22 protein-coding genes are annotated in these 24,145 nt (G+C 62.3%); 7 read left to right on the top strand and 15 right to left on the bottom strand.

What is annotated here, in order from left to right:
• Position 1 precedes the first annotated feature (1 nt).
• Genes WBK23_RS19305 through WBK23_RS19290 form a run of 4 tightly spaced genes read right to left on the bottom strand, consistent with a single transcriptional unit; the run spans position 2 to position 3,417 of the window.
• Positions 2-1,030 (bottom strand): vWA domain-containing protein, encoded by a 1,029-nt coding sequence (locus WBK23_RS19305; protein ID WP_424485547.1) that lies wholly within the window; start codon positions 1,028-1,030, stop codon positions 2-4.
• Positions 1,023-1,514 carry a DUF4381 domain-containing protein gene (locus WBK23_RS19300; protein ID WP_424485546.1) on the bottom strand — a complete coding sequence of 164 codons (492 nt, stop codon included), beginning with the start codon at positions 1,512-1,514 and terminating at the stop codon, positions 1,023-1,025. The genes WBK23_RS19305 and WBK23_RS19300 overlap by 8 nt, the downstream gene beginning before the upstream one ends.
• Positions 1,511-2,452 carry a DUF58 domain-containing protein gene (locus WBK23_RS19295; protein WP_424485545.1) on the bottom strand — a complete coding sequence of 314 codons (942 nt, stop codon included), beginning with the start codon at positions 2,450-2,452 and terminating at the stop codon, positions 1,511-1,513. Before WBK23_RS19295 ends, WBK23_RS19300 begins: the two co-directional genes overlap by 4 nt.
• A gap of 5 nt (positions 2,453-2,457) precedes the next feature.
• A complete protein-coding gene (locus tag WBK23_RS19290) occupies positions 2,458-3,417 on the bottom strand; it encodes an AAA family ATPase (protein ID WP_136662503.1) in 960 nt (319 codons plus the stop codon).
• Positions 3,418-3,590: 173 nt separating this feature from the next.
• Here WBK23_RS19290 and WBK23_RS19285 point away from each other — a divergent pair, with 173 nt between their 5' ends.
• Positions 3,591-8,432, top strand: a complete 4,842-nt coding sequence (locus WBK23_RS19285; RefSeq protein ID WP_424485544.1) for an NAD-glutamate dehydrogenase — start codon at positions 3,591-3,593, stop codon at positions 8,430-8,432.
• Positions 8,433-8,733: 301 nt separating this feature from the next.
• Here WBK23_RS19285 and rnt read toward each other — a convergent pair whose 3' ends face one another.
• Both rnt and pyrC read right to left on the bottom strand, forming a co-directional pair.
• Positions 8,734-9,408 (bottom strand): ribonuclease T, encoded by a 675-nt coding sequence (rnt, locus tag WBK23_RS19280; RefSeq protein ID WP_424485543.1) that lies wholly within the window; start codon positions 9,406-9,408, stop codon positions 8,734-8,736.
• A complete protein-coding gene (gene pyrC / locus WBK23_RS19275) occupies positions 9,405-10,451 on the bottom strand; it encodes a dihydroorotase (protein ID WP_424485542.1) in 1,047 nt (348 codons plus the stop codon). Before pyrC ends, rnt begins: the two co-directional genes overlap by 4 nt.
• Before the next feature lie 206 nt (positions 10,452-10,657).
• Here pyrC and WBK23_RS19270 point away from each other — a divergent pair, with 206 nt between their 5' ends.
• The 4 genes from WBK23_RS19270 to WBK23_RS19255 all read left to right on the top strand — a co-directional run bounded on the left by WBK23_RS19270 (position 10,658) and on the right by WBK23_RS19255 (position 14,612).
• Positions 10,658-11,593: a flagellar protein MotY gene (locus tag WBK23_RS19270; RefSeq protein WP_424485541.1), complete on the top strand. Its 936-nt coding sequence runs from the start codon at positions 10,658-10,660 to the stop codon at positions 11,591-11,593.
• A 187-nt stretch (positions 11,594-11,780) separates the two neighbouring features.
• Positions 11,781-12,998, top strand: coding sequence for an argininosuccinate synthase (locus WBK23_RS19265; RefSeq protein ID WP_424485540.1), 1,218 nt, complete (start codon positions 11,781-11,783; stop codon positions 12,996-12,998).
• An 80-nt stretch (positions 12,999-13,078) separates the two neighbouring features.
• Positions 13,079-13,471 carry a lactoylglutathione lyase gene (gene gloA, locus WBK23_RS19260; protein WP_424485539.1) on the top strand — a complete coding sequence of 131 codons (393 nt, stop codon included), beginning with the start codon at positions 13,079-13,081 and terminating at the stop codon, positions 13,469-13,471.
• Between the two features lie 124 nt (positions 13,472-13,595).
• The gene (locus WBK23_RS19255; RefSeq protein WP_424485538.1) at positions 13,596-14,612 is read left to right on the top strand and encodes a GGDEF domain-containing protein; all 1,017 of its coding nucleotides are present in this window, start codon (positions 13,596-13,598) and stop codon (positions 14,610-14,612) included.
• A 58-nt stretch (positions 14,613-14,670) separates the two neighbouring features.
• Here WBK23_RS19255 and WBK23_RS19250 read toward each other — a convergent pair whose 3' ends face one another.
• From WBK23_RS19250 to metG, 8 genes are all read right to left on the bottom strand, one after another.
• Entirely contained in the window at positions 14,671-14,850 is a 180-nt protein-coding gene (locus WBK23_RS19250; protein WP_424485537.1) for a PA3496 family putative envelope integrity protein, read from the bottom strand.
• A 107-nt stretch (positions 14,851-14,957) separates the two neighbouring features.
• The gene (gene nth, locus WBK23_RS19245; RefSeq protein ID WP_424485536.1) at positions 14,958-15,596 is read right to left on the bottom strand and encodes an endonuclease III; all 639 of its coding nucleotides are present in this window, start codon (positions 15,594-15,596) and stop codon (positions 14,958-14,960) included.
• Entirely contained in the window at positions 15,593-16,168 is a 576-nt protein-coding gene (locus tag WBK23_RS19240) for an Rnf-Nqr domain containing protein (RefSeq protein WP_424485535.1), read from the bottom strand. Before WBK23_RS19240 ends, nth begins: the two co-directional genes overlap by 4 nt.
• Complete coding sequence (locus WBK23_RS19235) at positions 16,165-16,776, bottom strand: RnfABCDGE type electron transport complex subunit G (protein ID WP_424485534.1); 612 nt, start codon at positions 16,774-16,776, stop codon at positions 16,165-16,167. Before WBK23_RS19235 ends, WBK23_RS19240 begins: the two co-directional genes overlap by 4 nt.
• Positions 16,773-17,795 carry an RnfABCDGE type electron transport complex subunit D gene (locus WBK23_RS19230; RefSeq protein WP_424485533.1) on the bottom strand — a complete coding sequence of 341 codons (1,023 nt, stop codon included), beginning with the start codon at positions 17,793-17,795 and terminating at the stop codon, positions 16,773-16,775. The genes WBK23_RS19235 and WBK23_RS19230 overlap by 4 nt, the downstream gene beginning before the upstream one ends.
• Complete coding sequence (locus WBK23_RS19225) at positions 17,776-18,930, bottom strand: RnfABCDGE type electron transport complex subunit B (protein WP_424485532.1); 1,155 nt, start codon at positions 18,928-18,930, stop codon at positions 17,776-17,778. Before WBK23_RS19225 ends, WBK23_RS19230 begins: the two co-directional genes overlap by 20 nt.
• Entirely contained in the window at positions 18,927-19,481 is a 555-nt protein-coding gene (locus WBK23_RS19220; protein WP_424485531.1) for an Rnf-Nqr domain containing protein, read from the bottom strand. The genes WBK23_RS19225 and WBK23_RS19220 overlap by 4 nt, the downstream gene beginning before the upstream one ends.
• A gap of 122 nt (positions 19,482-19,603) precedes the next feature.
• Positions 19,604-21,646 (bottom strand): methionine--tRNA ligase, encoded by a 2,043-nt coding sequence (gene metG, locus WBK23_RS19215; protein ID WP_424485530.1) that lies wholly within the window; start codon positions 21,644-21,646, stop codon positions 19,604-19,606.
• Between the two features lie 157 nt (positions 21,647-21,803).
• On the opposite strand from metG, the gene apbC reads away from it, so the two are divergent.
• Positions 21,804-22,895 (top strand): iron-sulfur cluster carrier protein ApbC, encoded by a 1,092-nt coding sequence (apbC, locus tag WBK23_RS19210; RefSeq protein WP_424485529.1) that lies wholly within the window; start codon positions 21,804-21,806, stop codon positions 22,893-22,895.
• A 109-nt stretch (positions 22,896-23,004) separates the two neighbouring features.
• On the opposite strand, the gene WBK23_RS19205 is transcribed toward apbC, so the two are convergent.
• A complete protein-coding gene (locus WBK23_RS19205; RefSeq protein WP_004423761.1) occupies positions 23,005-23,214 on the bottom strand; it encodes a cold-shock protein in 210 nt (69 codons plus the stop codon).
• A gap of 326 nt (positions 23,215-23,540) precedes the next feature.
• On the opposite strand from WBK23_RS19205, the gene dcd reads away from it, so the two are divergent.
• The gene (dcd, locus tag WBK23_RS19200; protein WP_108488079.1) at positions 23,541-24,107 is read left to right on the top strand and encodes a dCTP deaminase; all 567 of its coding nucleotides are present in this window, start codon (positions 23,541-23,543) and stop codon (positions 24,105-24,107) included.
• Positions 24,108-24,145: the final 38 nt, after the last annotated feature.

Here is a 24,145-nt window from a genome sequence, read left to right as displayed (position 1 = left end):
ATCAGCGGTTGCCCCACAGGCGTGCGGCGTGGGTGCGCCAGCGTTGTGGCAGGCTAGGCCAGAGCGTCTGCACCACCAATAACAGACTCAATAGCAGGGCGGCGCTCAGTGGCCAGGGATAGAGGGCGAGCGTCGGCCGCGCCAGGGTCGGTTTCTGCGCTACTGGTTCGAGGCGGTCGAGGCTGGCTTCGATGGCTTGCAGCTCTTGACTGTCGCGGGCACGGAAGTATTCACCGCCGGTGGCCTCGGCAATCGCACGCAGGCTCGGTTCGTCCAGTTCGATGCCAGGGGTGAAGCCGAGCATGCCGAGCACGCCGCCTTGCTCGGGATCGGCACCGATGCCAATCGGGTAGATCTTGATGCCTTCCTCGGCGGCCAGGCGCGCGGCGGTCAAGGGCTCGATTTCGCCGCCGTTGTTGGCACCGTCGGTGACCAGTACCAGCACGCGATTCTCCGCCGGGCGCTGGCGTAGGCGTTTTACCGCCAGGCCGATGGCATCGCCGATGGCGGTCTGCGGCCCGGCGATATTGATCTGCGCTTCCTCCAGCCAGGTGCGCACGGTCTGCCGGTCGAAGGTCAGTGGCGATTGCAGGTAGGCGCGGCTGCCGAACAGGATCAGGCCGACCCGGTCACCCTCGCGGCCGCTGATAAATTCGCCGAGCAGGTGTTTGACCAGGGTCAGGCGGCTGACTTCCTGGTCTTCCCAGAGCATGTCGGCGTAGTCCATCGAGCCGGAGACATCCACAGCCAGTAGCAGGTCGCGGCCGCTGGCTGGTAGTGGCAAGGGTTCACCCAGCCATTGCGGACGGGCGCAGGCCAGTAGCAACAGCAGCCAGATCAGCACAAAAGGTGCCTGCTGTCGGAAGGCCGGCAGGCGCACCCGCGCGCGGCGGCCGCTAAGGCCTTCGAGTTCCGCCAGAAAGCTGATCTTCAGCGCCGCCTCGCCACTGTCGGCCGCGGGCAGCCAGGTGCGCAGCAGCCAGGGCAGCGGCGCGAGGAGAAACACCCAGAGCCAGGCGAACTCAAACATGCTTGCGAATCCAGATCGATACCGCCTGGCTAAGCCCGGCAATCGCTTTGTCATCCAGGCTGCAGTGCGGGCGATAAGCGCCTTCGACCAGGATCATCCAGCGGGTCAGGCCGGCGGCCGGGCAGCGGCTGTCGAGGAAGGCCAGCCAGGCACGGCTGCTCAGAATATGGCTGTGGCTTTGCGGGTAACGCTCGCGGCACAGGCGCTTGAGGATGGCATTGAGTTGCTGCAGCCAGGGGCCGGCATCGGCGCCGTCGTAGGGTTTGCTCAGGCGTTCCAGTTCGTTGAGTGCGGCTTGGCGCAGCGGGTCCATGGTCGGCTCGGCGTCGACAGCGGCCTTGCGTGGCAGGCGTTTAAGCAATTTGAAGCCGCCCCATAGCAGCAGAGGCAATAGCGCGGCCAGCAGCCACCAGCCGGGTGCCGGCGGCCACCCGCTGATCGCGGCAGGGGGGATCAGCGGTTCGAGCTGGTCCAGCGGGTTCACAGGGCTTTCCTCAGGCGCTGGGCGTTCAGGTGTTCGCGCAGCTGTTCGATCATCTCGCTCTGGGTGTTCAGGGCCAGCAGCGGTACGCCGAGTTTCTGCGCCAGGCGCTGCCAGCGCGCCTGACGCGCCTCGCCGAGGGCGCGATAAGCCTGGCGCAGCTCGGCATCCTGGGTGTCCAGTTCCAGCTGCGCGCCCGGTTCGGCGAAACGCAGCAGGCCGGCGGCGGGCAGGGCATGGTCGAGCGGGTCGGACAGCGGTAACAGCAGCAGGTCGGTGTGCCGCGCCAACAGCAGCAGTTGCTGTTCGCTGCTGTCGCTGAGCGTGCGTTCATCGCACAGCACCACCACCAGACTGCCGGGGCGTAGCACTTCGCGGGCGCGGCGCAGGGCCAGGCCGAAGCTGTCGCGGTTGCCCTGGCTGTCGCTGTTCAGCGCTTGATTGGCCTTGGTTAGGCGGCTGAGCAGTTGCAGCAGGCTCTGCTTGCTGCGCCGCGGCTTGACCTCGTGGTGTTCGTTGTCGCCGAATACCAGACCGCCGATGCGGTCGTTGTGGCCCAGGGCCGCCCAGCCAATGAGGCTGGCGGCCTGGGCGGCGAGCACCGACTTGAACATCAGCCCGGAGCCGAAGAACAGCCGTGCGCTCTGCTCGACCAAGAGGTAGATCGGTCGTTCACGCTCTTCATGAAACAGCTTGGTGTGCGGTTCCTGGGTGCGCGCGGTCACCCGCCAGTCGATGGTGCGCACATCGTCACCGGCCTGATACACGCGCACCTGGTCGAAGTCCACGCCGCGCCCGCGCAGCTTGGAGTGATGCAGGCCAATCAGCGGGCTGCGCCGCGCCGGGGTGGAGAACAGCTGCACTTCACGCACGCGGTGGCGCATCTCGATCAGTTCACCGAGGCTGACGCGGATACCGGGCTGCGTGGGTTGGGTGTGCATGGTGGTTAGGCGACCGCCACGACGTCGAGAATCCGTTGCACCACGCGGTCCTGGTCGATGCCGGCGGCTTCCGCTTCGAACGACAGGATGATGCGGTGGCGCAGCACGTCGAACAGCACCGCCTGGATATCTTCCGGGCTAACGAAATCGCGTCCGGCCAGCCAGGCGTGGGCGCGCGAGCAACGGTCCAGGGCAATCGAGCCGCGCGGGCTGGCACCGTAGGCAATCCACTCGGCCAGCTCGGGGTCAAACTTGGCCGGGGTGCGCGAGGCCATCACCAGCTGCACCAGGTATTCCTCCACCGCATCGGCCATATACAGGCCAAGGATCTCCTGGCGCGCGGCAAAGATCGCCTGCTGGCTGACCAGTTGCTCGGGCTTGGTTTCACCGTTGAGCGCTTCACCACGGGCCTGGGCGAGGATCTTGCGTTCCACGCTGGCGTCCGGGAAGCCGATCTTCACGTGCATCAGGAAGCGGTCGAGCTGGGCTTCGGGCAGCGGGTAGGTGCCTTCCTGCTCGATCGGGTTCTGCGTGGCCATCACCAGAAACAGCGGCGACAGATGATAGGTGCTGCGCCCGACGCTGACCTGGCGCTCGGCCATGGCTTCGAGCAGCGCCGATTGCACCTTGGCCGGGGCGCGGTTGATCTCATCGGCCAGCACCAGGTTGTGGAAGATCGGCCCCTGTTGGAACACGAAGCTGCCGGTTTCCGGACGGTAGATCTCGGTGCCGGTGATATCCGCGGGAAGCAGGTCGGGGGTGAACTGAATGCGGTGGAACTCGGCCTCGATGCCTTCGGCCAGCTCCTTGATCGCCTTGGTCTTGGCCAGGCCGGGAGCGCCCTCGACCAGCATGTGGCCATCGGCGAGCAAGGCAATCAGCAGCCTTTCGATGAGTTTTTCCTGGCCGAGGATCTGGCTTGAAAGAAAATGTCGCAGCGCGACAAGCGCTTCACGGTGTTCCATCGTTAAGCTCATCCGGCAAATGTGACCAGCGAGTCGAAGACGTCGCCAGGGGTAAGAGGCAGCCACTTTAATGCAATCGCTGCCTCCTAGACTAACGTTGAACTGAAACGTTGTGTCGTCAGTCATGACCCGCGACTGCCTTTGCCAAATCTCAAGCCAAATGGAGCACTACCATGGCGTTCTTCACGGCGGCCAGCAAAGCCGATTTCCAGCATCACCTGCAAACGGCGTTGGCGCAGCACGTCAGCGAACAGGCTTTGCCACAAGTAGCCCTGTTCGCCGAGCAATTCTTCGGCATCATCGCCCTGGAGGAGCTGACCCAGCGTCGCCTCTCCGATCTGGTCGGCTGCACCTTGTCGTCCTGGCGAGTGCTGGAACGTTTCGAGACGAGCAAACCCGAAGTGCGGGTGTTCAACCCTGATTACGAGAAGCACGGCTGGCAGTCCACCCACACGGCGGTGGAAATCCTGCATGGCGACATCCCGTTCCTGGTCGACTCGGTGCGCATGGAGCTGAACCGCCGTGGCTACAGCATTCACACCCTGCAAAACAGCGTGTTCAGCGTGCGCCGCAACAAGAAGGGCGAACTGCAGGAAATCCTGCCCAAGGGTGCCCAGGGCAAGGATGTGCAGCAGGAAGCGCTGATGTTCCTGGAGATCGACCGCTGCTCGAATGCCGGCGAATTGAAGACCCTGGAAAAAGCCCTGCATGAGGTGTTCAGCGATGTGCGCCTGAGCGTCGCGGATTTCCAGCCGATGAAGGCCAAGGCCAAGGAACTGCTGGCCTGGCTGGATAAAGCCAAGCTCAAGGTCGAAGGGGCCGAGCTGGCAGAGATCAAAGTGTTTATGAGCTGGTTGCTCGATGATCACTTCACCTTCCTCGGTTATGAAGAATTCACCGTCAGTGACAGCGCTGGCGGCGGCAACATGCTGTATGACGAGAAGTCCCTGCTGGGGCTGTCCAAGCGCCTGCGCACCGGGCTCAAGGCTGATGAGCTGCATATCGAGCCGGAAGCGGTGGCCTATCTGCGCGAGCCGCAGCTGCTGTCCTTCGCCAAGGCTGCCGTGCCGAGTCGTGTGCACCGTCCGGCGTACCCGGACCTGGTGTCGATCCGCGAGCTGGACGCCAAGGGCAAGGTGATCAAGGAATGCCGCTTTATGGGCCTGTACACTTCGGCGGTGTATGCCGAGAGCGTATGGAATATTCCCTATATCCGCCGCAAAGTGGCGGTGATCAAGGAACGCTCTGGCTTCGACAGCAGCGCCCACCTCGGCAAGGAGTTGGCCCAGGTGCTGGAAGTGCTGCCGCGCGACGACCTGTTCCAAACCCCGGTGGATGAGCTGTTCAACACCACCATGGCCATCGTGCAGATTCAGGAACGCAACAAAATTCGCGTGTTCCTCCGTCGCGATCCCTATGGCCGCTTCTGCTACTGCCTGGCATATGTGCCGCGTGATGTCTATTCCACCGAAACCCGCATGAAGATCCAGCAGGTGCTGATGGAGCGCCTGCAGGCTACCGATTGCGAGTTCTGGACCTTCTTCTCCGAGTCGGTGCTGGCGCGGGTGCAGTTCATCCTCAAGGTCGACCCGTCCAAGCGCGTGCAGATCGACCCGCTGCGTCTGGAAAAAGAAGTGATCCAGGCCTGTCGTTCGTGGAAGGACGATTACACCAGCCTGATCGTCGAAAGCCTTGGCGAGGCCCAGGGCACCGAAGTGCTCAGCGAATTCCCCGGCGGCTTCCCGGCCGGTTACCGCGAGCGTTTTGCCCCGCACTCGGCGGTGGTGGACATGCAGCACCTGCTTAGCCTGAACAGCCAGCGCGCGCTGGTGATGAGCTTCTACCAGCCGTTGACTCAGGGTGAGCAGCAACTGCATTGCAAGCTGTACCACGCCGACACGCCGTTGCCGTTGTCGGACGTGCTGCCGATTCTGGAAAACCTTGGCCTGCGCGTGCTCGGCGAATTCCCCTACAAGCTGCGCCGCGCCGATGGCCGCGAATTCTGGATCCACGACTTCGCCTTCACCTATGCCGAAGGCCTGGATGTGGATATCCAGCAGCTCAATGACACCCTGCAGGATGCCTTCGTCAATATCGTCGGCGGTGCCGCGGAGAACGACGCCTTCAATCGCCTGGTGCTGATGGCGGCCATGCCGTGGCGCGACGTGGCGCTGCTGCGTGCCTACGCCCGTTATCTCAAGCAGATTCGCCTGGGCTTTGACCTCAGCTATATCGCCAGCACGCTGGTCAATCACGCCGATATCGCCAAGGAGTTGGTGCGTCTGTTCAAGACCCGTTTCTACCTGGCGCGCAAGCTCACCGGCGATGATTTGGACGACAAGCAGCAGAAGCTCGAGCAGGCAATTCTCGCTGCCCTAGACAACGTCGCGGTGCTCAACGAAGACCGCATCCTGCGGCGCTACTTGGACCTGATCAAGGCCACCCTGCGCACCAACTTCTACCAGACCGATGCGGCTGGGCAGAACAAGTCCTACTTCAGCTTCAAGCTCAACCCGCGGGCGATTCCGGAGATTCCACGGCCGACGCCGAAGTTCGAAATCTTCGTCTATTCGCCGCGTGTCGAAGGCGTGCACCTGCGCTTCGGCGACGTAGCGCGTGGTGGCCTGCGCTGGTCGGATCGCGAGGAAGACTTCCGCACCGAGGTGCTGGGCCTGGTCAAGGCGCAGCAGGTGAAGAACGCGGTGATCGTGCCGATGGGGGCCAAGGGCGGCTTTATTCCACGGCGCTTGCCGCTGGGCGGCACCCGCGATGAGGTGTTGGCCGAGGGCATTGCCTGCTACCGCATCTTTATCTCGGGTCTGCTGGATATCACCGATAACCTGAAAGACGGCGCGGTGGTGCCGCCGCAGAACGTGGTGCGCCACGACGGCGACGACCCCTATCTGGTGGTGGCGGCGGACAAAGGCACTGCGACCTTCTCCGACATCGCCAACGGCATCGCCCAGGATTACGGCTTCTGGCTCGACGACGCCTTTGCCTCAGGCGGTTCGGCCGGCTACGACCACAAGGGCATGGGTATCACCGCCAAGGGTGGTTGGGTTTCGGTGCAGCGCCACTTCCGCGAGTGTGGCATCGACGTGCAGAAGGACAACGTCACCGTGATCGGCATCGGCGACATGGCCGGTGACGTATTCGGTAACGGCCTGCTGCTCTCGGAAAGCCTGCAGATGGTCGCGGCCTTCAACCATATGCATATCTTTATCGACCCCAATCCGGATGCGGCTTCGAGCTTCGTCGAGCGCCAGCGCCTGTTCGACCTGCCGCGCTCCAGCTGGGCCGATTACGACAGCAAGCTGATCTCCGAAGGCGGCGGGATCTTCCTGCGCAGCGCCAAGAGCATCGCCATCAGCCCGCAGATGAAAGAGCGCTTCGACATCAGCGCCGACAAGCTGGCACCGACTGAACTGCTCAATGCCTTGCTCAAGGCACCGGTGGACCTGCTGTGGAACGGCGGTATCGGCACCTATGTGAAATCCAGCAAGGAAAGCCACGCCGATGTTGGCGATAAGGCCAATGACCTGCTGCGTGTGGATGGCCGTGAACTGCGCGCCAAGGTGGTGGGCGAGGGCGGTAACCTCGGCATGACCCAGCTGGGCCGCGTCGAGTACGGCCTCAATGGCGGCAAGAGCAACACCGACTTTATCGACAACGCCGGTGGTGTGGACTGTTCCGACCACGAGGTGAATATCAAGATTCTGCTCGGCGAAATCGTCGGTGCAGGTGACATGACCGGCAAGCAGCGCAACAAGCTGCTGGTGGAAATGACCGATGCGGTCGGCGGCCTGGTGCTGGGCAATAACTACAAGCAGACCCAGGCGCTGTCGCTGGCCGAGCGCCGCGCCCGCGAGCGGGTGGGTGAGTACAAGCGGCTGATGACGGCCCTGGAAGCGGCCGGCAAGCTGGATCGGGCGCTGGAGTTCCTGCCCACCGATGATGAGCTCAACGAGCGCGCCACCAATGGTCTGGGCCTGACTCGGCCGGAGCTGTCGGTGCTGATTTCCTACAGCAAGATCGACCTCAAGGAATCGCTGCTGAAATCCCTGGTGCCGGACGATGAGTACCTGGCGCGTGAGATGGAAACCGCCTTCCCGCCGCTGCTGGCGAAGAAGTTCGGCGAGCAGATGCGTCGTCATCGCCTCAAGCGTGAAATCGTCAGCACGCAGATCGCCAACGATCTGGTCAACCATATGGGCATCACCTTCGTGCAGCGCCTGAAGGAGTCCACGGGCATGAGCGCGGCGAATGTCGCCGGGGCGTATGTGATAGTGCGCGACCTGTTCCGCCTGCCGCACTGGTGGAAGCAGATCGAGGCGCTGGACTACAAGGTGCCGGCCGAGCTGCAGCTGCAACTGATGGATGAGCTGATGCGCCTGGGCCGCCGCGCTACCCGCTGGTTCCTGCGCAGCCGTCGCAACGAGCTGGACGCGGCCCGCGATGTGGCGCATTTCGCGCCGCGCATCGAGGCCCTGGTCGGCCGACTCAACGAGTTGCTTGAAGGCCCGGCCCGTGAGCAGTGGCTGGCGCGCTTCCAGGCCTATGTCGAAGCTGGTGTGCCGGAAGAGTTGGCGCGGGTGGTGGCTGGTACCAGTCATCTGTACACCCTGCTGCCGATTATCGAGGCGTCCGATGTAACGGGGCAGGAGCCGGCTCGGGTCGCCGCAGCGTACTTCGCCATTGGCGGTTCGCTGGAGCTGTCCTGGTACCTGCAGCAGATCACCAGCCTGCCGGTGGAAAACAACTGGCAAGCGTTGGCTCGTGAAGCCTTCCGTGATGACTTGGATTGGCAGCAACGCGCCATCACCGTCTCGGTACTGCAAATGGCCGAAGGCCCGGCGGATATCGAGGAGCGCGTTTCTGTGTGGCTGGATCAGCACCGTCGCCTGGTTGATCGCTGGAAGGTCATGTTGGGCGAGCTTCGTTCGGCCACCAGCATTGATTACGCCATGTATGCGGTGGCGAACCGTGAGCTGATGGACCTGGCGCAAAGCGCTTAAAAGGAATCGGCGCAGGCCTGCGCCTGCGCTGTTTCTGAGCCAATAAAAAGCCCCGCCTAGTGCGGGGCTTTTTTATGGGTTCAGATCTGGTGTCGGCGTAGATGCACTTGTTCTAGATCTCGCGAGCTAGAGTCCTGCAAGGCAAGAACAGGCGAGGAAGCGGAGTGTACTGTTGTACATGAGCATTACTCGTTTCACTCGCCCTTCGGGTCGCGCTGAAGCGCGTTAGCCATAGCGGCATGCCGAGTTTGTTCTTAACGCAGCAGAGCCGACGCGCAGCAGATCGTTGACGTGCACTTACTTAGTCGTCGAAGTCCATCCAACCGCCCATCTCCTTCCAGCGGTTGACGATGCCGCAGAACAGCTCGGCAGTCTTCTCGGTGTCGTAACGGGCCGAGTGTGCTTCCTTGCCGTCGAACTCGATGCCGGCGGCCTGGCAGGCCTTGGCCAGTACGGTCTGGCCGTAAGCAAGGCCGGCCAGGGTGGCGGTGTCGAAGCTGGAGAACGGGTGGAACGGGTTGCGCTTGATGCCGGTACGCGTCACCGCAGCATTGAGGAAGCCCAGGTCGAAGCTGCTGTTGTGGCCGACCAGGATCGCCCGCTTACAGCTATTGGCTTTCAGCGATTTGCGCAGGCCACGGAAGATTTCCGTCAGCGCATGCTCTTCGGTGACGGCCATGCGCAGTGGGTGATCGAGCTTGATCCCGGTGAAGTCCAGCGCCGCCTGCTCGATATTTGCGCCCTCGAACGGCTCGATACGGAAGAACTGGGTGTGCTCCGGGTAAAGGAAGCCGCTCTCGTCCATGCCGATGGTGGTGGCAGCGATTTCCAGCAGGGCGTCGGTGGCGCAGTTGAAACCGCCGGTTTCCACATCCACGACTACCGGCAGGTAGCCGCGAAAACGTGCTGCCATCGGGTGGCGCGGACTAGAGTGGCCGCTGCTTTCTAGTTCGTCGTCGTACAGGTCTTCGCTCACGCGTTGTCCTCCAGCAAGCGCCAGCGCAGGGTTTCACCGGCGCGCAGCGGGATAACGGTTTGCTCGCCGAGCGGCAGGCTGGCCGGGGCGGTCCAGTCTTCACGCACCAGGGTGATGCGGTCGCTGTTGCGTGGCAGGCCGTAGAAGTCCGGGCCATTCTGGCTGGCGAAGGCTTCCAGTTTGTCCAGCGCATTGCGCTGCTCGAAGGCTTCGGCATACAGCTCGATGGCTGCATAGGCGGTGTAGCAACCGGCGCAGCCACAGGCGGCTTCCTTGGCATGCTTGGCGTGCGGCGCGGAGTCGGTGCCGAGGAAGAACTTGGCGTTGCCGCTGGTGGCCGCATCCAGCAGGGCGTCCTGGTGGGTGTTGCGCTTGAGGATCGGCAGGCAATAGAAGTGCGGGCGGATGCCGCCGACCAGCATGTGGTTGCGGTTGTACAGCAGGTGGTGGGCGGTAATGGTCGCGCCGACGTTGGCCGATGCGCCCAGCACGAACTCCACCGCATCACGGGTGGTGATGTGCTCGAATACCACTTTCAGGGTCGGGAAACGCTCGACCACACGACTCAGGTGTTCGCCGATAAAGAGTTTCTCGCGATCGAACACATCGACCTCGCTGCGCGTCACTTCGCCGTGTACCAGCAGCGGCAGGCCGACTTCGGCCATGGCTTCGAGCACCGGGAAAATCTTGTCGATGCTGGTCACGCCGGAGTCGGAGTTGGTCGTCGCGCCGGCCGGGTAGAGTTTGGCCGCATGCACAAAACCCGAGGCCTTGGCCGTGCGCACATCTTCAGGCTGGGTCAGGTCGGTGAGGTACAGCACCATCAGCGGCTCGAAACGGCTACCGGCCGGGCGAGCGCTGAGAATGCGCTGGCGATAGGCATCGGCTTCGCTGGCGTTGCGCACCGGCGGTACCAGGTTGGGCATGATGATGGCGCGGCCAAAGGTACGGGCTACATCGGCAACCGTGTGCGGCAGGACGCCACCGTCACGCAGGTGGATGTGCCAGTCGTCGGGACGCAGCAGGGTAAGGCGGTCAGTCATGGAAGCTTCCAGGCGGGCAAAACGTGGCGGGAATGCTACCGGAAAAGCCCCGTGGCGGCACGCTGAAAGCTAGCTCGCCAGGCAAAGCCGGATGGTTGGACGCGCAAGCCGCTATTGCCATTTCAGCATCAGGCACATGTGGTGGCTCAAGTTTTTCCGCGCATCACCGATAGACAGAGGGTAAGCCGTATTCCCTGGAGCCTGTAGTGCGACCCTATCCACTCGCGATGCTTTGCCTGTTGGCGAGCCAGCCCGTCCTTGCGATCAGTTTCCAGACCCGTCTGGAGAAGATCGAGTGGCAGGTCGAAGGCGATCAATTCGAGTGCCGCCTGTCGCAACCGATCACCGATTTCGGGGCAGGGGTGTTCGTGCGCCGAGCTGGCGAGCAGGTGACCTTCAGTCTCAAGGCCCGCGAGCGCTGGCTGGGTACCGGCAATGCAACCTTGCTGGCGGCAGCTGCGCCCTGGCAACCGGGGCGTGGCGATATCAACCTGGGTTCGGTCAGCGTGCTGCCGGCCGAGGTGCTGTTCAACAGTTCTCAGGAGCAGGGTATACGTCTGCTGACCGGCTTGCTCGAAGGGCGTAGCCCGCTGGTGCGGCATCGCGCGGCGCAGGGCGGCGATGCGGTGGAGGTACGCCTGCTGCCGGCCAAGTTCAACAAGGCCTACAACGACTACCTCGATTGCACCGCCAAGCTGCTGCCGGTGAACTTCGACCAGGTGCGCAAGACCCAGGTCGGTTTTCCGGGCGGTGGTGTGGTGCTCGAACCACTGGCCCAGGCCAAGCTGGATATCATCCTGAGCTTTCTCAAGGCCGACCCCAGCGTCAACCGCATCCAGCTCGATGGGCATGCTGACAATGGTGGCAATCGTCTGACCAACCGCGACCTGTCGCGCCGGCGTGCCCTGGCAGTGATGGAATACTTCAAGGCCAATGGCATTCCGGCGGAACAGATCACCATGCGCTTTCATGGCGAACGCTACCCGGTTGCGCCGAACACCAGCGAAGCCAATCGGGCGAAGAATCGCCGGGTCAGCATCCTGCTCGACCGGGTTCCCGAAGCGGCCGTGCCACCTGCTGCCGAGCCCGAACCCACACCTGCCCCCGCCGCCGAGCCAGCAGCGCCAGCGGCTACCTCTTAGTAAGCCGTATTCACCTCTGTTTCTGCCGTATTGCGGCGCTTATCCTGAGATTCCCCCGCGAACTGTTCGTCGGTTGTCCAACAATTATCCGTCGCTTGGTCGTCACAAGCTGTCGCGCCTCTGTAAATCGGTCGGCGTGGGCAGTAGAATCGTCGGTTTTCCCGCACAACCCCGTGGAGTTGATGGCATGGCCGACGTAAACAAGGTAGTCCTGGCATATTCCGGTGGCCTGGACACTTCGGTGATTCTCAAGTGGCTGCAAGATACCTATAACTGCGAAGTGGTGACCTTCACCGCTGACCTTGGCCAGGGTGAGGAAGTCGAGCCGGCACGCGCCAAGGCCAAGGCCATGGGCGTCAAGGAAATCTACATCGACGACCTGCGCGAAGAGTTCGTGCGCGACTTCGTCTACCCGATGTTCCGCGCCAACACCGTTTACGAAGGCGAATACCTGCTGGGCACCTCGATTGCCCGCCCGCTGATCGCTAAGCGTCTGATCGAAATCGCCAACGAAACCGGTGCCGATGCCATCTCCCACGGGGCCACCGGCAAAGGCAACGACCAGGTGCGTTTCGAGCTGGGTGCCTACGCACTCAAGCCCGGCGTGAAAGTGATTGCCCCGTGGCGCGAGTGGGATTTGCTGTCGCGCGAGAAGCTGATGGACTACGCCGAAAAGCACGCCATCCCGATCGAGCGGCACGGCAAGAAGAAGTCGCCATACTCCATGGATGCCAACCTGCTGCACATCTCCTATGAAGGCGGCGTGCTGGAAGACACCTGGACCGAGCACGAAGAAGACATGTGGCGTTGGACCAAGTCGCCGGAGACTGCGCCGGACACTCCGACCTATATCGAGCTGACCTATCGCAAGGGCGACATCGTTGCCATCGACGGCAAGGAAATGAGCCCGGCCACCGTGCTGGCTGAACTGAACCGCATCGGCGGCGCGAACGGCATCGGTCGTCTGGACATCGTCGAGAACCGCTTCGTCGGTATGAAGTCCCGTGGCTGCTACGAGACCCCGGGCGGCACCATCATGCTCAAGGGCCACCGCGCCATTGAGTCGATCACCCTGGACCGTGAAGTCGCTCACCTGAAAGACGAGCTGATGCCGAAATACGCCAGCCTGATCTACAACGGCTTTTGGTGGAGTCCTGAGCGTCTGATGCTGCAACAGATGATCGACGCCTCCCAGGCCAACGTGAACGGCGTGGTACGCATGAAGCTGTACAAGGGCAACGTGATCATCACCGGGCGCAAGTCCGATGACTCGCTGTTCGACGCCAATATTGCCACCTTCGAAGAAGATGGCGGTGCGTACAACCAGGCTGACGCCGGTGGTTTTATCAAGCTCAACGCTCTGCGCATGCGTATCGCGGCGGGTAAAGGGCGCAAGATGCTCTGATAGACTTGAGCACCTGAGCCACAACAAACCCCGGCCATAAGCCGGGGTTTGTATTTATAAGCCTGAAAAGGAGAGATTTGATGAGACTGCTGCACACCATGCTGCGCGTCGGCGATATGGACAAATCCATCGCGTTCTATACCGAAGTGCTTGGCATGACCCTGCTTCGGCGCAAGGACTATCCGGAAGGGCAGTTCACCCTGGCGTTCGTCGGTTACGGCGATGAGGCGCATAACAGCGTGATCGAACTGACCCACAACTGGGGCGTGGAGAGCTACGAGCTGGGCAGCGGTTATGGCCATATCGCCCTGGAAGTTGGCGATGTGTACAAGGCCTGCGAAGACATTCGCGCCCGTGGCGGCAAGATCACCCGTGAGCCGGGCCCGATGAAACACGGCACCAGTATTCTGGCCTTTGTTGAAGATCCGGACGGTTACAAAATCGAGCTTCTATCGCCTTCGCGTGCTGACTGACAGCTGCTATCTTTGTAAGTAATGGCTTACAAGCTCAATGGCTGTTTCGCTCGGCCGCGCGAGGTGCTCCATGGCTAATCCTGACTATGCACAGCGACTTATCCAGGCTGTGCAGGAGTTATCCATGGCCAGAAGCCTGGATGCAGTGGCAGACATCGTCCGCCATGCGGCGCGTGAGTTGGTCGGTGCCGACGGTGCCACCTTTGTATTGCGCGATGGCGAACAGTGCTTCTACAAGGACGAGGACGCCATCAGCCCGCTGTGGAAAGGTCAGCGTTTCCCTCTGCAGGCCTGCATCAGCGGTTGGGCCATGCTCAATCGCCAGGCCACGGTGATCGAGGATATCTACCAGGATGCGCGTATTCCCCACGCGGCCTACCGACCGACCTTCGTCAAAAGCCTGGTCATGGTGCCGATTCGTGCGCTCGAACCCATAGGGGCGATCGGCACTTACTGGGCCAGCCAGTATCGGGCCAGTGCAGAGCAGATCGAGATGCTCCAGGCCTTGGCGGATTCCACCTCGGTCGCTCTGGAAAACGTACAGGTGTATGCCGAGCTGGAGCAGCGGGTCGAGGAACGCACTGCGCAACTGGCCGAGGCCAACCAGCGACTGCAGGATGAGATGGCGGTGCGCGAGCAGGCCGAGCAGGCGGTACGTCAAATGTCGCTGACCGATGAGCTGACCGGGTTGTACAACCGGCGCGGCTTTCTGTTGCTGGCCGAGCGCGAGCTAGAGTCGGCGCAGCGCCGGCTGGGGCGTAGCCTGCTGCTGTATGCCGACCTGGATTACCTCAAGCAAGCCAACGACCGCTTTGGTCACGCGGCGGGCGATCGCATGTTGATCGACGCAGCCCAGGTGCTCAAGTCGCTGTTCCGTTCCACCGATGTGGTGTGTCGCCTGGGCGGTGACGAGTTCGTGGTGCTGGCCTGTCATTACAACAGCAGCGAAGACGTGCTGCAGCGTCTGGACAAGGCGCTGGATGAGTTTCGCCGCCGTAGCGGCCGGCCGTTGTCGCTGAGTGTCGGGATTGCCGAGTCTTCGCTGCAAACCGACGAAAGCCTGGAGCATTTGCTGACCCAAGCCGATGCCGCCATGTACGCCAACAAATGTGCGAAGCGCAGCCTGCTGGCGGCCAGTTGAAGAACATTTAGCCACTAAAAAGCCCCGCAATAGCGGGGCTTTTTAGTTGGATTGAGGCTTAGAGGTCGAAGTCGTATTCGGCCAATTGCTTGTGCAAACGACGCTCTTCGAGGAAGTTGTCGATGATGCGGCGCTTGGTCAGGTTGGTTTTGGCAACCTCTACCGGGGCTTCGGCGTCGTCAGCTTCTTCAGCGACAAATTCTTCATCGAGCTCAAGATCTTCTTTATCAGTGCTCATCTGCTTCACTCCTGGCTACAAGGGCCATTTGCGCACCTTATAGCGACAAAACCAGAGCGGGTAAAAAAGATTTTTTCAATCAGATGATCTATTTACTGAATAGCCGCTCAATCGTCGGAGTTTTTCTCCTTGTAATCGCACAGGTCTTCGATCCGGCAACTGCCGCAACGCGGCTTGCGCGCCTGGCAGACATAGCGGCCATGCAGGATCAGCCAGTGGTGTGAATCCAGCAGAAACTCCTTGGGCACAAACTTCAACAACTGCTTTTCCACCTCAACCACGTTCTTGCCGGGGGCCAGGCCGGTGCGGTTGCTGACGCGGAAAATATGCGTATCCACCGCCATGGTCGGCTGACGAAACGCCGTATTGAGCACCACGTTGGCGGTCTTACGACCGACCCCCGGCAGGGCTTCCAGTGCCTCGCGAGTCTGCGGCACCTGGCTGCCGTGCAATTCGACCAGCAGTCGGCAGGTTTCGATAACGTTCTTCGCCTTGCTGTTGTACAGGCCGATGGTCTTGATGTATTCGCTCAAGCCATCCACGCCCAGGGCATGGATGGCCTCCGGTGTGTTGGCCACGGGGTAGAGCTTGGCGGTGGCCTTGTTGACGCTGACATCGGTGGCCTGGGCCGAGAGGATGACCGCGATCAGCAGCTCGAAGGGCGAGTTGTAGGCCAGCTCGGTCTTCGGCTCGGGGTTGTCTTCACGCAGGCGGCGGAAGATCTCGTAGCGTTTAGCGGCGTTCATGGTCGCTCGTCGTGGTGAAAGAAGCTCGCGGCTGCCAGTAGCAGGCCGAGCAGGATAAGGGCTCCGGGTGCCAGCGTCAGCAGCTGGACGCCGTTGAGGCTGGCCAGCGACAGTTGCCAGCCGGTCGCCGTCGGGCCGAACAGCCAGTCGGCATGGTGCAATAGCGTGGCCTGGCCAAAACCCTCGCGCAGCAGGCCGAGCAGCAACGCCAGAGCGGCGAAGATCAGCCCGGGTTTCAGGCCGCCAAGCGCTGTAGCGCGTGGGTCCAGAGCCAGCACCAGGCATGGTAGGAGCAAGAGCGGGAGGCACAGGGCGAGGCTGGCGTACAGCTCGGCGCTGAGTAGTTGCAGCAGCACTGCGGCGACGCTTACCAGTACACCGCCGATAAGTAGGGCGGCGAGCAGCAAGGCGTTGCTTTGCAGTACGCGCCGCAGCGGGGCGAGTAGCAAACCGCACAGGATGAGAAGGATGAGGCCGAGCAGGCCGACACTGATGGCTTTGATCAGCAGATCGGTGCCACCCAGCAGCGCTACCAGGCCGCTCAGGGCAATCACACTGTGCGACTTGTTCATGGTTGCTGCGCCTTGAGCAGGTAATCACGCTGCTGGTCGAAGAAGCGCAGGGCGCGTTGCAACGCATCTGCCGCCGCCCGGGAGGTCACCGTGGCCCCTGCGATCTGGTCAACCTCGCCAGCCTCGGAGCGCAGCGTCCAGCTGGCGGCATCATCGCTCAGGGATTTGCCATCGAAGCCTTGCAGCCAAGGGCTGCGCTGGCGCTCAAGCTTATCCCCCAGTCCCGGCGTTTCCTGTTGCTGCAACACCTTGCTGCTGAGCAGGCGACCGTCTGCCGAGATGGCCACCAGCAGCTTGATCGGCCCGACATAGCCGCGGGCCGTAACCGGCAGCAGTACCGCGCTGAGCTGTCCATTGAGGCGAGCTTGGTAGGCGTGTTCGGCTGTAGGGTTGCCGAGCAGGCCGCCGACTGGCAAGGCAATCGGCTGATTCAGCGGATGGTTGTCATAGCTGCCAGCGGGCAGCAGGTCGAGCAACCGGCGCTCGGCTGCGGCCTGGTGTTGTTGCTCGATACGTGGTGCGGCCAATTGCTGCACGGCAACCAGCAGGCCGCCGCCGAGCAGGGCGAGCAGGATCAGTGTCGATACCTCGCGCTGGCGCAGGGTCATTGCGTTGCCCCGCGGCCGCGCAGGGCGGCAAGACGCTCGAGGCTGGGTACGCAGAGATTTATCAGCAGCACGGCGAAGGCTACACCGTCCGGATAACCGCCCCAGGTGCGTATCACATAAGTAAGCAGGCCGACGCCGATGCCAAAGTACAGGCGGCTGCGATCACTGCCAGCGCCGCTGACCGGCTCGGTGATGATAAAGAAGGCCGCCAGCATGCTCGCGCCACTGAACAGGTGCAGCAACGGTGAGCCGTTGGAGTCCGAGCCGGAACCGTTCCAGCACAGCAGGCTGATCACAAACAGCGCGCCGAGCATGCCCACGGGCGCGTGCCAGCGAATCACCTTCTGTTGCAGGAGGTACAGGCCGCCGGCGAGAAAGGCCAGATTGACCCATTCCGTACCGCGCCCGCCGACAGCGCCGAAGGCCGCGTGCTGGGCGAACAGCTCGTCAATGGTCAGGCGGTCGTTGTGCTTGAGGCTGTCGAGTGCGGTGGCCTGGCTCCAGCCGTCGGCCAGGCCGCTGCCAGCCCCGAAAATCTGCTGCAACCCAGCCAGCAGTCCGTGGCTGCCGCCCGGTGTGGGCCAATTCACCATCTGTGTGGGAAAGGCGACTAGGGCGAAGGCATAGCCGAGCATCGCCGGGTTGAACGGGTTGCGGCCGAAACCGCCAAACAGCGATTTGCCGAACAGGCTGGCGAAGGCTGCCGCGCTGACGGTTAACCACCAGGGCGCATAGCTGGGTAGCGCCAGGGCCAGCAACACCGCCGTGACCAGGCCACTGCCTTCGGCCAGGGGCGAGAGGGCGAACAGGCTGTTTTCTGTCTGTGGCGCGGGCTGGCGGCGTAGGGCGCGGGTCAGCCACTCACAGGCGCAGCAACTGGCGCTGGCCAGCAGCAGTTGCACCAGTAGGCCGCCGCCGTTGAACCAGAGTAACGCCAGTGCGCCAGGCAGGCAGGCGAGCAACACCCGCTGCAGGCTCGGGCGTGGGTCGAAGGTGGGTTCAGCGGGACTGATAGTCATGCAGGCGCTGCTCGATATCCGCCAGGCGCTGGCGAGCCTGCTGCAGGGCCGCTGCATCGGCCGTCTGTCGGCGTTCCAAGCGCAGCAGGTCGGCGCGGGCGTAGGCCTGTTCGGTTTTCAGCTCGCGTAATTGCAAATCCACCGGCGCTTTATCGGTACGTACCAGGTTTGGCAGCGGTTTGCCGCAGGCTTCCTCAGCGTTGTGCAGCGCCTGTTCGGCGCTCGCCAGGGCTTGGCGCAGTGGCAGTAACTGGTTTTCGTCCAGTTGCAGGCGCTCGGCCTTGCCCAGTTCGGCGCGGCGCATGGCCAGGGCGATCTTGGCCTGTTTAAGCGCGGCTTCACCGGCACTGGGGGTTGCGATCTGGGGCGGCTGCGCGGCATCCAGCGCGCGCTGGGCCTGCTCGGTGGCCTGGCGCAGGCTTTCGACCTGGCGCTGCAGCTCGGCGGTGCCATGGCTGGCCAGCTGCTTTTCGGCCTTGCTCAGCGCCACCTTGGCCATGGCGGCTTCGATCTTCAGGCGCTTGTAGCGTTCCTGGGGTTCTTGATCAGGCACTGGCTGGGCCTTGACCCGCTGCAGTGCCGCTTGCACGGCAGTGCTTGGCGGCGGCGCAAGCTGTGCGCGTGCCGTGCGTTCGGCTAACCGGCGTGCCTCGTCGCTGGCCAGACGTGCCAGATGGGCCTGGTGACGGCCGCGGAACTGATCGGCGCGTTGGCGTTGCGCCTCAGCAGCTTGGCCTGTCAGTGGCAGGATATCGATGCAGTCCACCGGGCAGGGCGCTACGCACAGCTCACAGCCGGTGCATTCGTCGGTAATTACCGAGTGCATCAGCTTGGCCGCGCCGACGATGGCGTCCACCGGGCAAGCCTGGATGCACTTGGTGCAGCCGATGCACTCGGCTTCTCGGATCAGGGCGATCTGCGGCGGTACGGCGGGCAGCTCCAGTGGCAGCTCGGGTAGCTGTAGCAACTTGGAGAGTGCGTGAATGGTGGCGCTGCCGCCAGGCGGACATTTGTTGATCGCCTCGCCTTGGGCAATGCCCTCAGCGTAAGGCTTACAGCCCGGATGGCCGCACTTGCCGCACTGGGTTTGTGGCAGCAGGGCGTCGATGGCCTGGATGCTGATCAGCGCGCTCATATCGGCCCCAGGCCGTTAAGACCAAGGGAGGCCAGGCTCAGCAAGCCGGCGCAGATCAACAGCATTGGTGTGCCCCTGAAAGGCATTGGCACATCGCATTGTCCAACGCGTTCGAGCAGGTCAGCGAACAGCTGCAGCAACAGCCAGAAGCCCAGACCGGCAGCGAGCCCGACGGCCAGGGCGAGGTCAAAGCTCTCTAGCGCCTGGCTGATCAGCATGGCGCTCAGGCTCGCGCCATTGATCAGCAGCAGTGGCCATAGCCCGGCGGGTTGCACCAGGCTCGGGCGCAGCCGCGCGAGCAATAGCAGGCTGAGCCAGGACAGGCCGGCGAGCAGGGGCAACAACAGCATCAGTGACAGATAGCCCAAATCGGCTGGCAGCAGCCTGTGCAGCAACCAGGCCAGTGGTGCTGCGAACAGGATCAGCAATGCGCCGGCCGGGCCTAGCGCCTGCATGCGCGCATGGCGCGGCATGTCGGCCGCGGCGGGCAGGCCGAGGAGCAGGTGGTTGACCAGTACAGCGCCGATCAGGGCGGAAAGAAGTTCGCTCATGCGCGTGGGTTAAGGCCGAGTCGCTGAAAATGTGGCCGCGTACTGCAGCCAAGCCGTTACACCAGACGTCGCCAAGGTTGTCAGGCCTTGGCGGTTCCTTGCTAAGAGGCTAGCCCAGCGCCTTACTTGACGCGCTGGCCTGGCTTGGCACCGCTGTCCGGGCTGAGCAGGTAAATCTCTTCACCGCCAGGGCCGGCGGCCAGGACCATGCCTTCGCTGACACCGAACTTCATCTTGCGCGCCGCCAAGTTGGCCACGTACAGGGTCAAGCGACCTTCCAGTTTGCTTGGGTCTGGGTAGGCGCTCTTGATGCCGCTGAACACGTTGCGCTTGGCATCGCCGATATCCAGGGTCAGGCGCAGCAGCTTGTCGGCACCTTCGACGAACTCGCACTTCTCGATCAGGGCGATACGTAGGTCGACCGCGGCAAAGGCGTCGAAGGCGATTTCGGCGGCCAGTGGGTCTTTAGTCAGCTCGCCGTTGCCTGGAGTAGCAGGTAGGGCTTCGCTGGCGGCCAGGTCTTCTTTGGAGGCTTCGATCATGGCGTCGATTTTCGCAGGCTCGATACGGGTCAGCAGGGCGCTGAACGGGTTCAACTGGTGGTTGGCCAGCAGTGTTTGGTGATCGTTCCAGGTCAGCGGTGCGACGTTGAGGAAGGTTTCGGCGTCGCTGGCCAGTTGCGGCAGCACCGGCTTGAGGAAGATCACCAGTTGGCGGAACAGGTTGACGCCCAGGGCGCAGATGGCCTGCACTTCGTCCTGCTTGCCGTCCTGTTTGGCCAGGGACCAGGGTGCCTTGTCGGCGATCCAGGCGTTGGCGCGGTCGGCCAGAGCCATGATTTCACGCATGGCGCGGGCAAAGTCGCGGGCCTCGTAGGCTTCGGCAATGCTTGGTGCGGCGGCCTGGAAGGCTTCAGTCAGCTCGGGTGCGGCATTGCCAGCTACCAGCAGGCCGTTGTTGCCCTTGTGGATAAAGCCGGCGCAACGGCTGGCGATATTCACCACCTTGCCGACCAGGTCCGAGTTGACCTTTTGTACGAAGTCCTCGAGGTTGAGGTCCAGGTCATCGACGCCACGGCCGAGCTTGGCCGCGTAGTAGTAGCGCAGATATTCCGGGTTCAGATGATCCAGATAGGTGCGCGCCTTGATAAAGGTGCCGCGCGACTTGGACATCTTCTGCCCGTTGACGGTCAGGTAGCCGTGCACGGCCACCGCGGTCGGCTTGCGCAGGCCCGCGCCTTCGAGCATGGCTGGCCAGAACAGGGCGTGGAAGTTGACGATGTCCTTGCCGATAAAGTGGTATAGCTCGGCGGTCGAATCCTTGTTCCAGAACGCGTCGAAGTCCAGCTCAGGGCGCTTGGAACAGAGGTTCTTGAAGCTGGCCATATAGCCGATCGGCGCGTCCAGCCAGACGTAGAAGTACTTGCCCGGCTCATCGGGGATTTCGAAGCCGAAGTAGGGCGCATCGCGGCTGATATCCCATTCCTGCAGGCCGGAATCCAGCCATTCGGCGATCTTGTTGGCCACCGCGTCCTGCAATGCGCCGCCACGGGTCCAGCTTTTCAGCATGGCCTCGAAGTCCGGCAGCTTGAAGAAGAAGTGCTTGGAGTCGCGCAGCTCTGGCACGGCACCGGAGATCGCCGAGCGTGGATTCTTCAGCTCGGTGGGCTCGTAGGTGGCGCCGCACTTTTCGCAGTTGTCGCCGTACTGGTCTTCGGTCGCGCACTTGGGGCAGGTGCCCTTGATAAAGCGGTCGGCGAGGAACATGCCCTTTTCGGGGTCAAAGTACTGGGTCACCGAGCGGGTGGCGATATGCCCGGCGTCGCGCAGCTTCAGGTAGATGGCCGCCGACAGCTCTCGGTTTTCATCCGAGTGAGTCGAGTGGTAATTGTCGAAATTCACCCCGAAGTCGGCGAAGTCGGCGGTGTGTTCGGCCTGCACATTGGCGATCAGTTGTTCCGGGGTGATGCCTTCTTTCTCGGCGCGCAGCATGATCGCCGAGCCATGGGCGTCGTCGGCGCAGACGTAGATGGCCTGGTTACCGCGCAGCTTCTGGAAGCGCACCCACATGTCGGTCTGGATGTACTCGAGCATATGGCCAAGGTGAATCGAACCGTTGGCATAGGGCAGGGCGCTGGTAACGAGAATCTGGCGGGTTTGGCTCATGGGAATCGGCTGCACTGGTAACTCAGGGAAGCCGGCAACTATATAGGGGCGGCGGATATTTTTCATCCTCGCGCGGGCAATGCCTGCCGGTGTGCGCCTGTGAGGTTTGCCTGGGGTAAGATGCCTGCCTGCTTTACTCAGCCTTTCGGAGCCTTCCATGAGTGTCGTTACCCGCGCAGCGGTCGAAGCCGCCTTGTCCCAATACACCGATCCGCACCTGAATCAGGACCCGGTTAGCGCCGGTTGCCTGCGTGAGGTGGATATCCAGGGTGGGCAGGTCAAGGTGCGTCTGCAGTTGGGCTATGCGGCTGGGCTGTTCAAGAGTGGCTGGGCGCAGATGCTGCAGATGGCCCTGGAAGGGCTCGACGGTGTTGAGCGTGCGCAGGTGCAGGTCGACTGCGTGATCGAAGCGCACAAGGCGCAGGATCAGGTGCCGGCGCTGGCCAATGTGAAGAACGTGATCGCCGTGGCGTCCGGCAAAGGCGGGGTGGGCAAATCCACCACGGCGGCCAACCTGGCGCTGGCGCTGGCCCGCGAAGGCGCCAAGGTCGGTATCCTCGATGCGGATATCTATGGGCCGAGCCAGGGCATCATGTTCGGTATCCCTGAGGGCACGCGGCCGCAGGTGAAGGAGCAGAAGTGGTTTGTGCCGCTCAAGGCTCATGGCGTGGAAGTGATGTCCATGGCCTTTCTCACCGACGAGAACACTCCGGTGGTGTGGCGTGGGCCGATGGTTTCTGGCGCGCTGTTACAGCTGATCACCCAGACCGCCTGGGATGACCTGGATTACCTGGTGGTCGATATGCCGCCAGGCACCGGCGATATCCAGCTGACCCTGGCGCAGAAGGTGCCGGTGGCCGGCGCGGTGATCGTCACCACGCCGCAGGATCTGGCCCTGCTGGACGCCAAGAAGGGCGTGGAGATGTTCCGCAAGGTGAATATCCCGGTGCTCGGCGTGGTGGAAAACATGGCCGTACACATCTGTTCGAACTGTGGGCATGCCGAGCATCTGTTCGGTGAGGGTGGCGGCGAGAAGCTCGCGGCGCAGTTTGGTGTCGACCTGCTGGCATCTTTGCCGCTGTCGATGGCCATTCGCATGCAGTCCGATGGTGGCAAGCCGACCACCGTGGCCGATCCGGAAAGCCAGATCGCGATGATCTACCAGGAAACTGCACGTAATGTCGGTGCGCGTATCGCCCAGGGTGGTGCGCAACAGGCGATGCCGACCATCGTGATCAGCGAAGACTAACTTGGCCGTGGCGCACGCAAGTGCGCCACATCCTGTGCGCCGATAAATAAGCGCCCATAAAAAAGCCCCGCACTAGGCGGGGCTTTTTATCAAGCGAGGTCAGTGCAGGTTATACAACCTGAACTTCCTCAGCTTGCATGCCTTTCTGACCACGGGTGGCCACGAAAGTCACTTGCTGGCCTTCTTTCAGGCTCTTGAAGCCATCGCTCTGGATAGCTTTGAAGTGTACGAACAGATCGTCACCGGATTGCGGAGTGATGAAGCCGTAGCCTTTCTCATCGTTGAACCACTTAACGGTGCCAGTTTGACGATTGGACATGTGAATGTCTCCTAACAAAAGTAATAACAGCCCTGGAATAGCCCAGGCCGGGACTGAGTGCAACGAGTACTAGGAGTCGGACGATGTTTGGATCGAAATCTAGGCATCTAGTAGCGATTCGCGGTGACACATGCAGCACAGTGGGCCCACCATACCCGCTTTTAGCGCTAAGCGCGAATGCTCTGTGCATCTTTCTGTTATTTAGCGACAGGCTGACGCTTTCTTGTTTTGCGCGCTGCGCTCGCTCAAGAGCCTTTGAACCCGGCGGTCTGGCCCGGTAAGATGCGTTCACTTTTTCATCATCTAGCCCATTCAGGACGCCCGCCATGAGCATCAAATCGGATAAGTGGATTCGCCGCATGGCCCAAGAGCACGGCATGATCGAGCCTTTCGTCGAGCGCCAGGTGCGCAACGAAGGGGCCGAGCGCCTGATCTCCTATGGTGTTTCCAGCTACGGCTACGACGTGCGCTGTGCCGACGAGTTCAAGGTGTTCACCAATATCAACTCGGCCACCGTCGACCCGAAGAATTTCGATGAGAAAAGCTTTGTCGATGTGAAAAGCGATGTCTGCATCATTCCGCCGAACTCCTTCGCCCTGGCGCGCACCGTGGAGTTCTTCCGCATTCCCCGCGATGTGCTGACCATCTGTCTGGGCAAGAGCACTTATGCGCGCTGCGGCATCATCGTCAATGTCACCCCGCTGGAACCCGAGTGGGAAGGTCACGTGACCCTGGAGTTTTCCAACACCACCACCTTGCCGGCGAAGATCTACGCCAATGAAGGTGTGGCGCAGATGCTGTTCTTGCAGTCCGATGAGGCCTGTGAGGTGTCCTACAAGGATCGCGGTGGCAAGTACCAGGGGCAGCTCGGTGTGACCCTGCCCAGGGCTTGAGTCACTTCAGTCAATGAAAAAGCCGGGCATTGCCCGGC

Source organism: Pseudomonas sp. (genome assembly GCF_049653025.1).
Taxonomy (GTDB): domain Bacteria; phylum Pseudomonadota; class Gammaproteobacteria; order Pseudomonadales; family Pseudomonadaceae; genus Aquipseudomonas.
Note: the sequence above shows the minus strand (reverse complement) of the source record. Positions and strands in the feature narration are given on the sequence as shown.

What these genes read in the sequence shown, in the direction of transcription:
- WBK23_RS19305 (WP_424485547.1), bottom strand. Translation starts at nt 1,030, where the DNA reads ATGTTTGAGTTCGCCTGGCTCTGGGTGTTTCTCCTCGCGCCGCTGCCC.
- WBK23_RS19295 (WP_424485545.1), bottom strand. Translation starts at nt 2,452, where the DNA reads ATGCACACCCAACCCACGCAGCCCGGTATCCGCGTCAGCCTCGGTGAA.
- WBK23_RS19290 (WP_136662503.1), bottom strand. Translation starts at nt 3,417, where the DNA reads ATGGAACACCGTGAAGCGCTTGTCGCGCTGCGACATTTTCTTTCAAGC.
- WBK23_RS19285 (WP_424485544.1), top strand. Translation starts at nt 3,591, where the DNA reads ATGGCGTTCTTCACGGCGGCCAGCAAAGCCGATTTCCAGCATCACCTG.
- pyrC (WP_424485542.1), bottom strand. Translation starts at nt 10,451, where the DNA reads ATGACTGACCGCCTTACCCTGCTGCGTCCCGACGACTGGCACATCCAC.
- WBK23_RS19265 (WP_424485540.1), top strand. Translation starts at nt 11,781, where the DNA reads ATGGCCGACGTAAACAAGGTAGTCCTGGCATATTCCGGTGGCCTGGAC.
- gloA (WP_424485539.1), top strand. Translation starts at nt 13,079, where the DNA reads ATGAGACTGCTGCACACCATGCTGCGCGTCGGCGATATGGACAAATCC.
- WBK23_RS19255 (WP_424485538.1), top strand. Translation starts at nt 13,596, where the DNA reads ATGGCCAGAAGCCTGGATGCAGTGGCAGACATCGTCCGCCATGCGGCG.
- WBK23_RS19250 (WP_424485537.1), bottom strand. Translation starts at nt 14,850, where the DNA reads ATGAGCACTGATAAAGAAGATCTTGAGCTCGATGAAGAATTTGTCGCT.
- nth (WP_424485536.1), bottom strand. Translation starts at nt 15,596, where the DNA reads ATGAACGCCGCTAAACGCTACGAGATCTTCCGCCGCCTGCGTGAAGAC.
- WBK23_RS19240 (WP_424485535.1), bottom strand. Translation starts at nt 16,168, where the DNA reads ATGAACAAGTCGCACAGTGTGATTGCCCTGAGCGGCCTGGTAGCGCTG.
- WBK23_RS19235 (WP_424485534.1), bottom strand. Translation starts at nt 16,776, where the DNA reads ATGACCCTGCGCCAGCGCGAGGTATCGACACTGATCCTGCTCGCCCTG.
- WBK23_RS19230 (WP_424485533.1), bottom strand. Translation starts at nt 17,795, where the DNA reads ATGACTATCAGTCCCGCTGAACCCACCTTCGACCCACGCCCGAGCCTG.
- WBK23_RS19225 (WP_424485532.1), bottom strand. Translation starts at nt 18,930, where the DNA reads ATGAGCGCGCTGATCAGCATCCAGGCCATCGACGCCCTGCTGCCACAA.
- WBK23_RS19220 (WP_424485531.1), bottom strand. Translation starts at nt 19,481, where the DNA reads ATGAGCGAACTTCTTTCCGCCCTGATCGGCGCTGTACTGGTCAACCAC.
- metG (WP_424485530.1), bottom strand. Translation starts at nt 21,646, where the DNA reads ATGAGCCAAACCCGCCAGATTCTCGTTACCAGCGCCCTGCCCTATGCC.
- apbC (WP_424485529.1), top strand. Translation starts at nt 21,804, where the DNA reads ATGAGTGTCGTTACCCGCGCAGCGGTCGAAGCCGCCTTGTCCCAATAC.
- WBK23_RS19205 (WP_004423761.1), bottom strand. Translation starts at nt 23,214, where the DNA reads ATGTCCAATCGTCAAACTGGCACCGTTAAGTGGTTCAACGATGAGAAA.
- dcd (WP_108488079.1), top strand. Translation starts at nt 23,541, where the DNA reads ATGAGCATCAAATCGGATAAGTGGATTCGCCGCATGGCCCAAGAGCAC.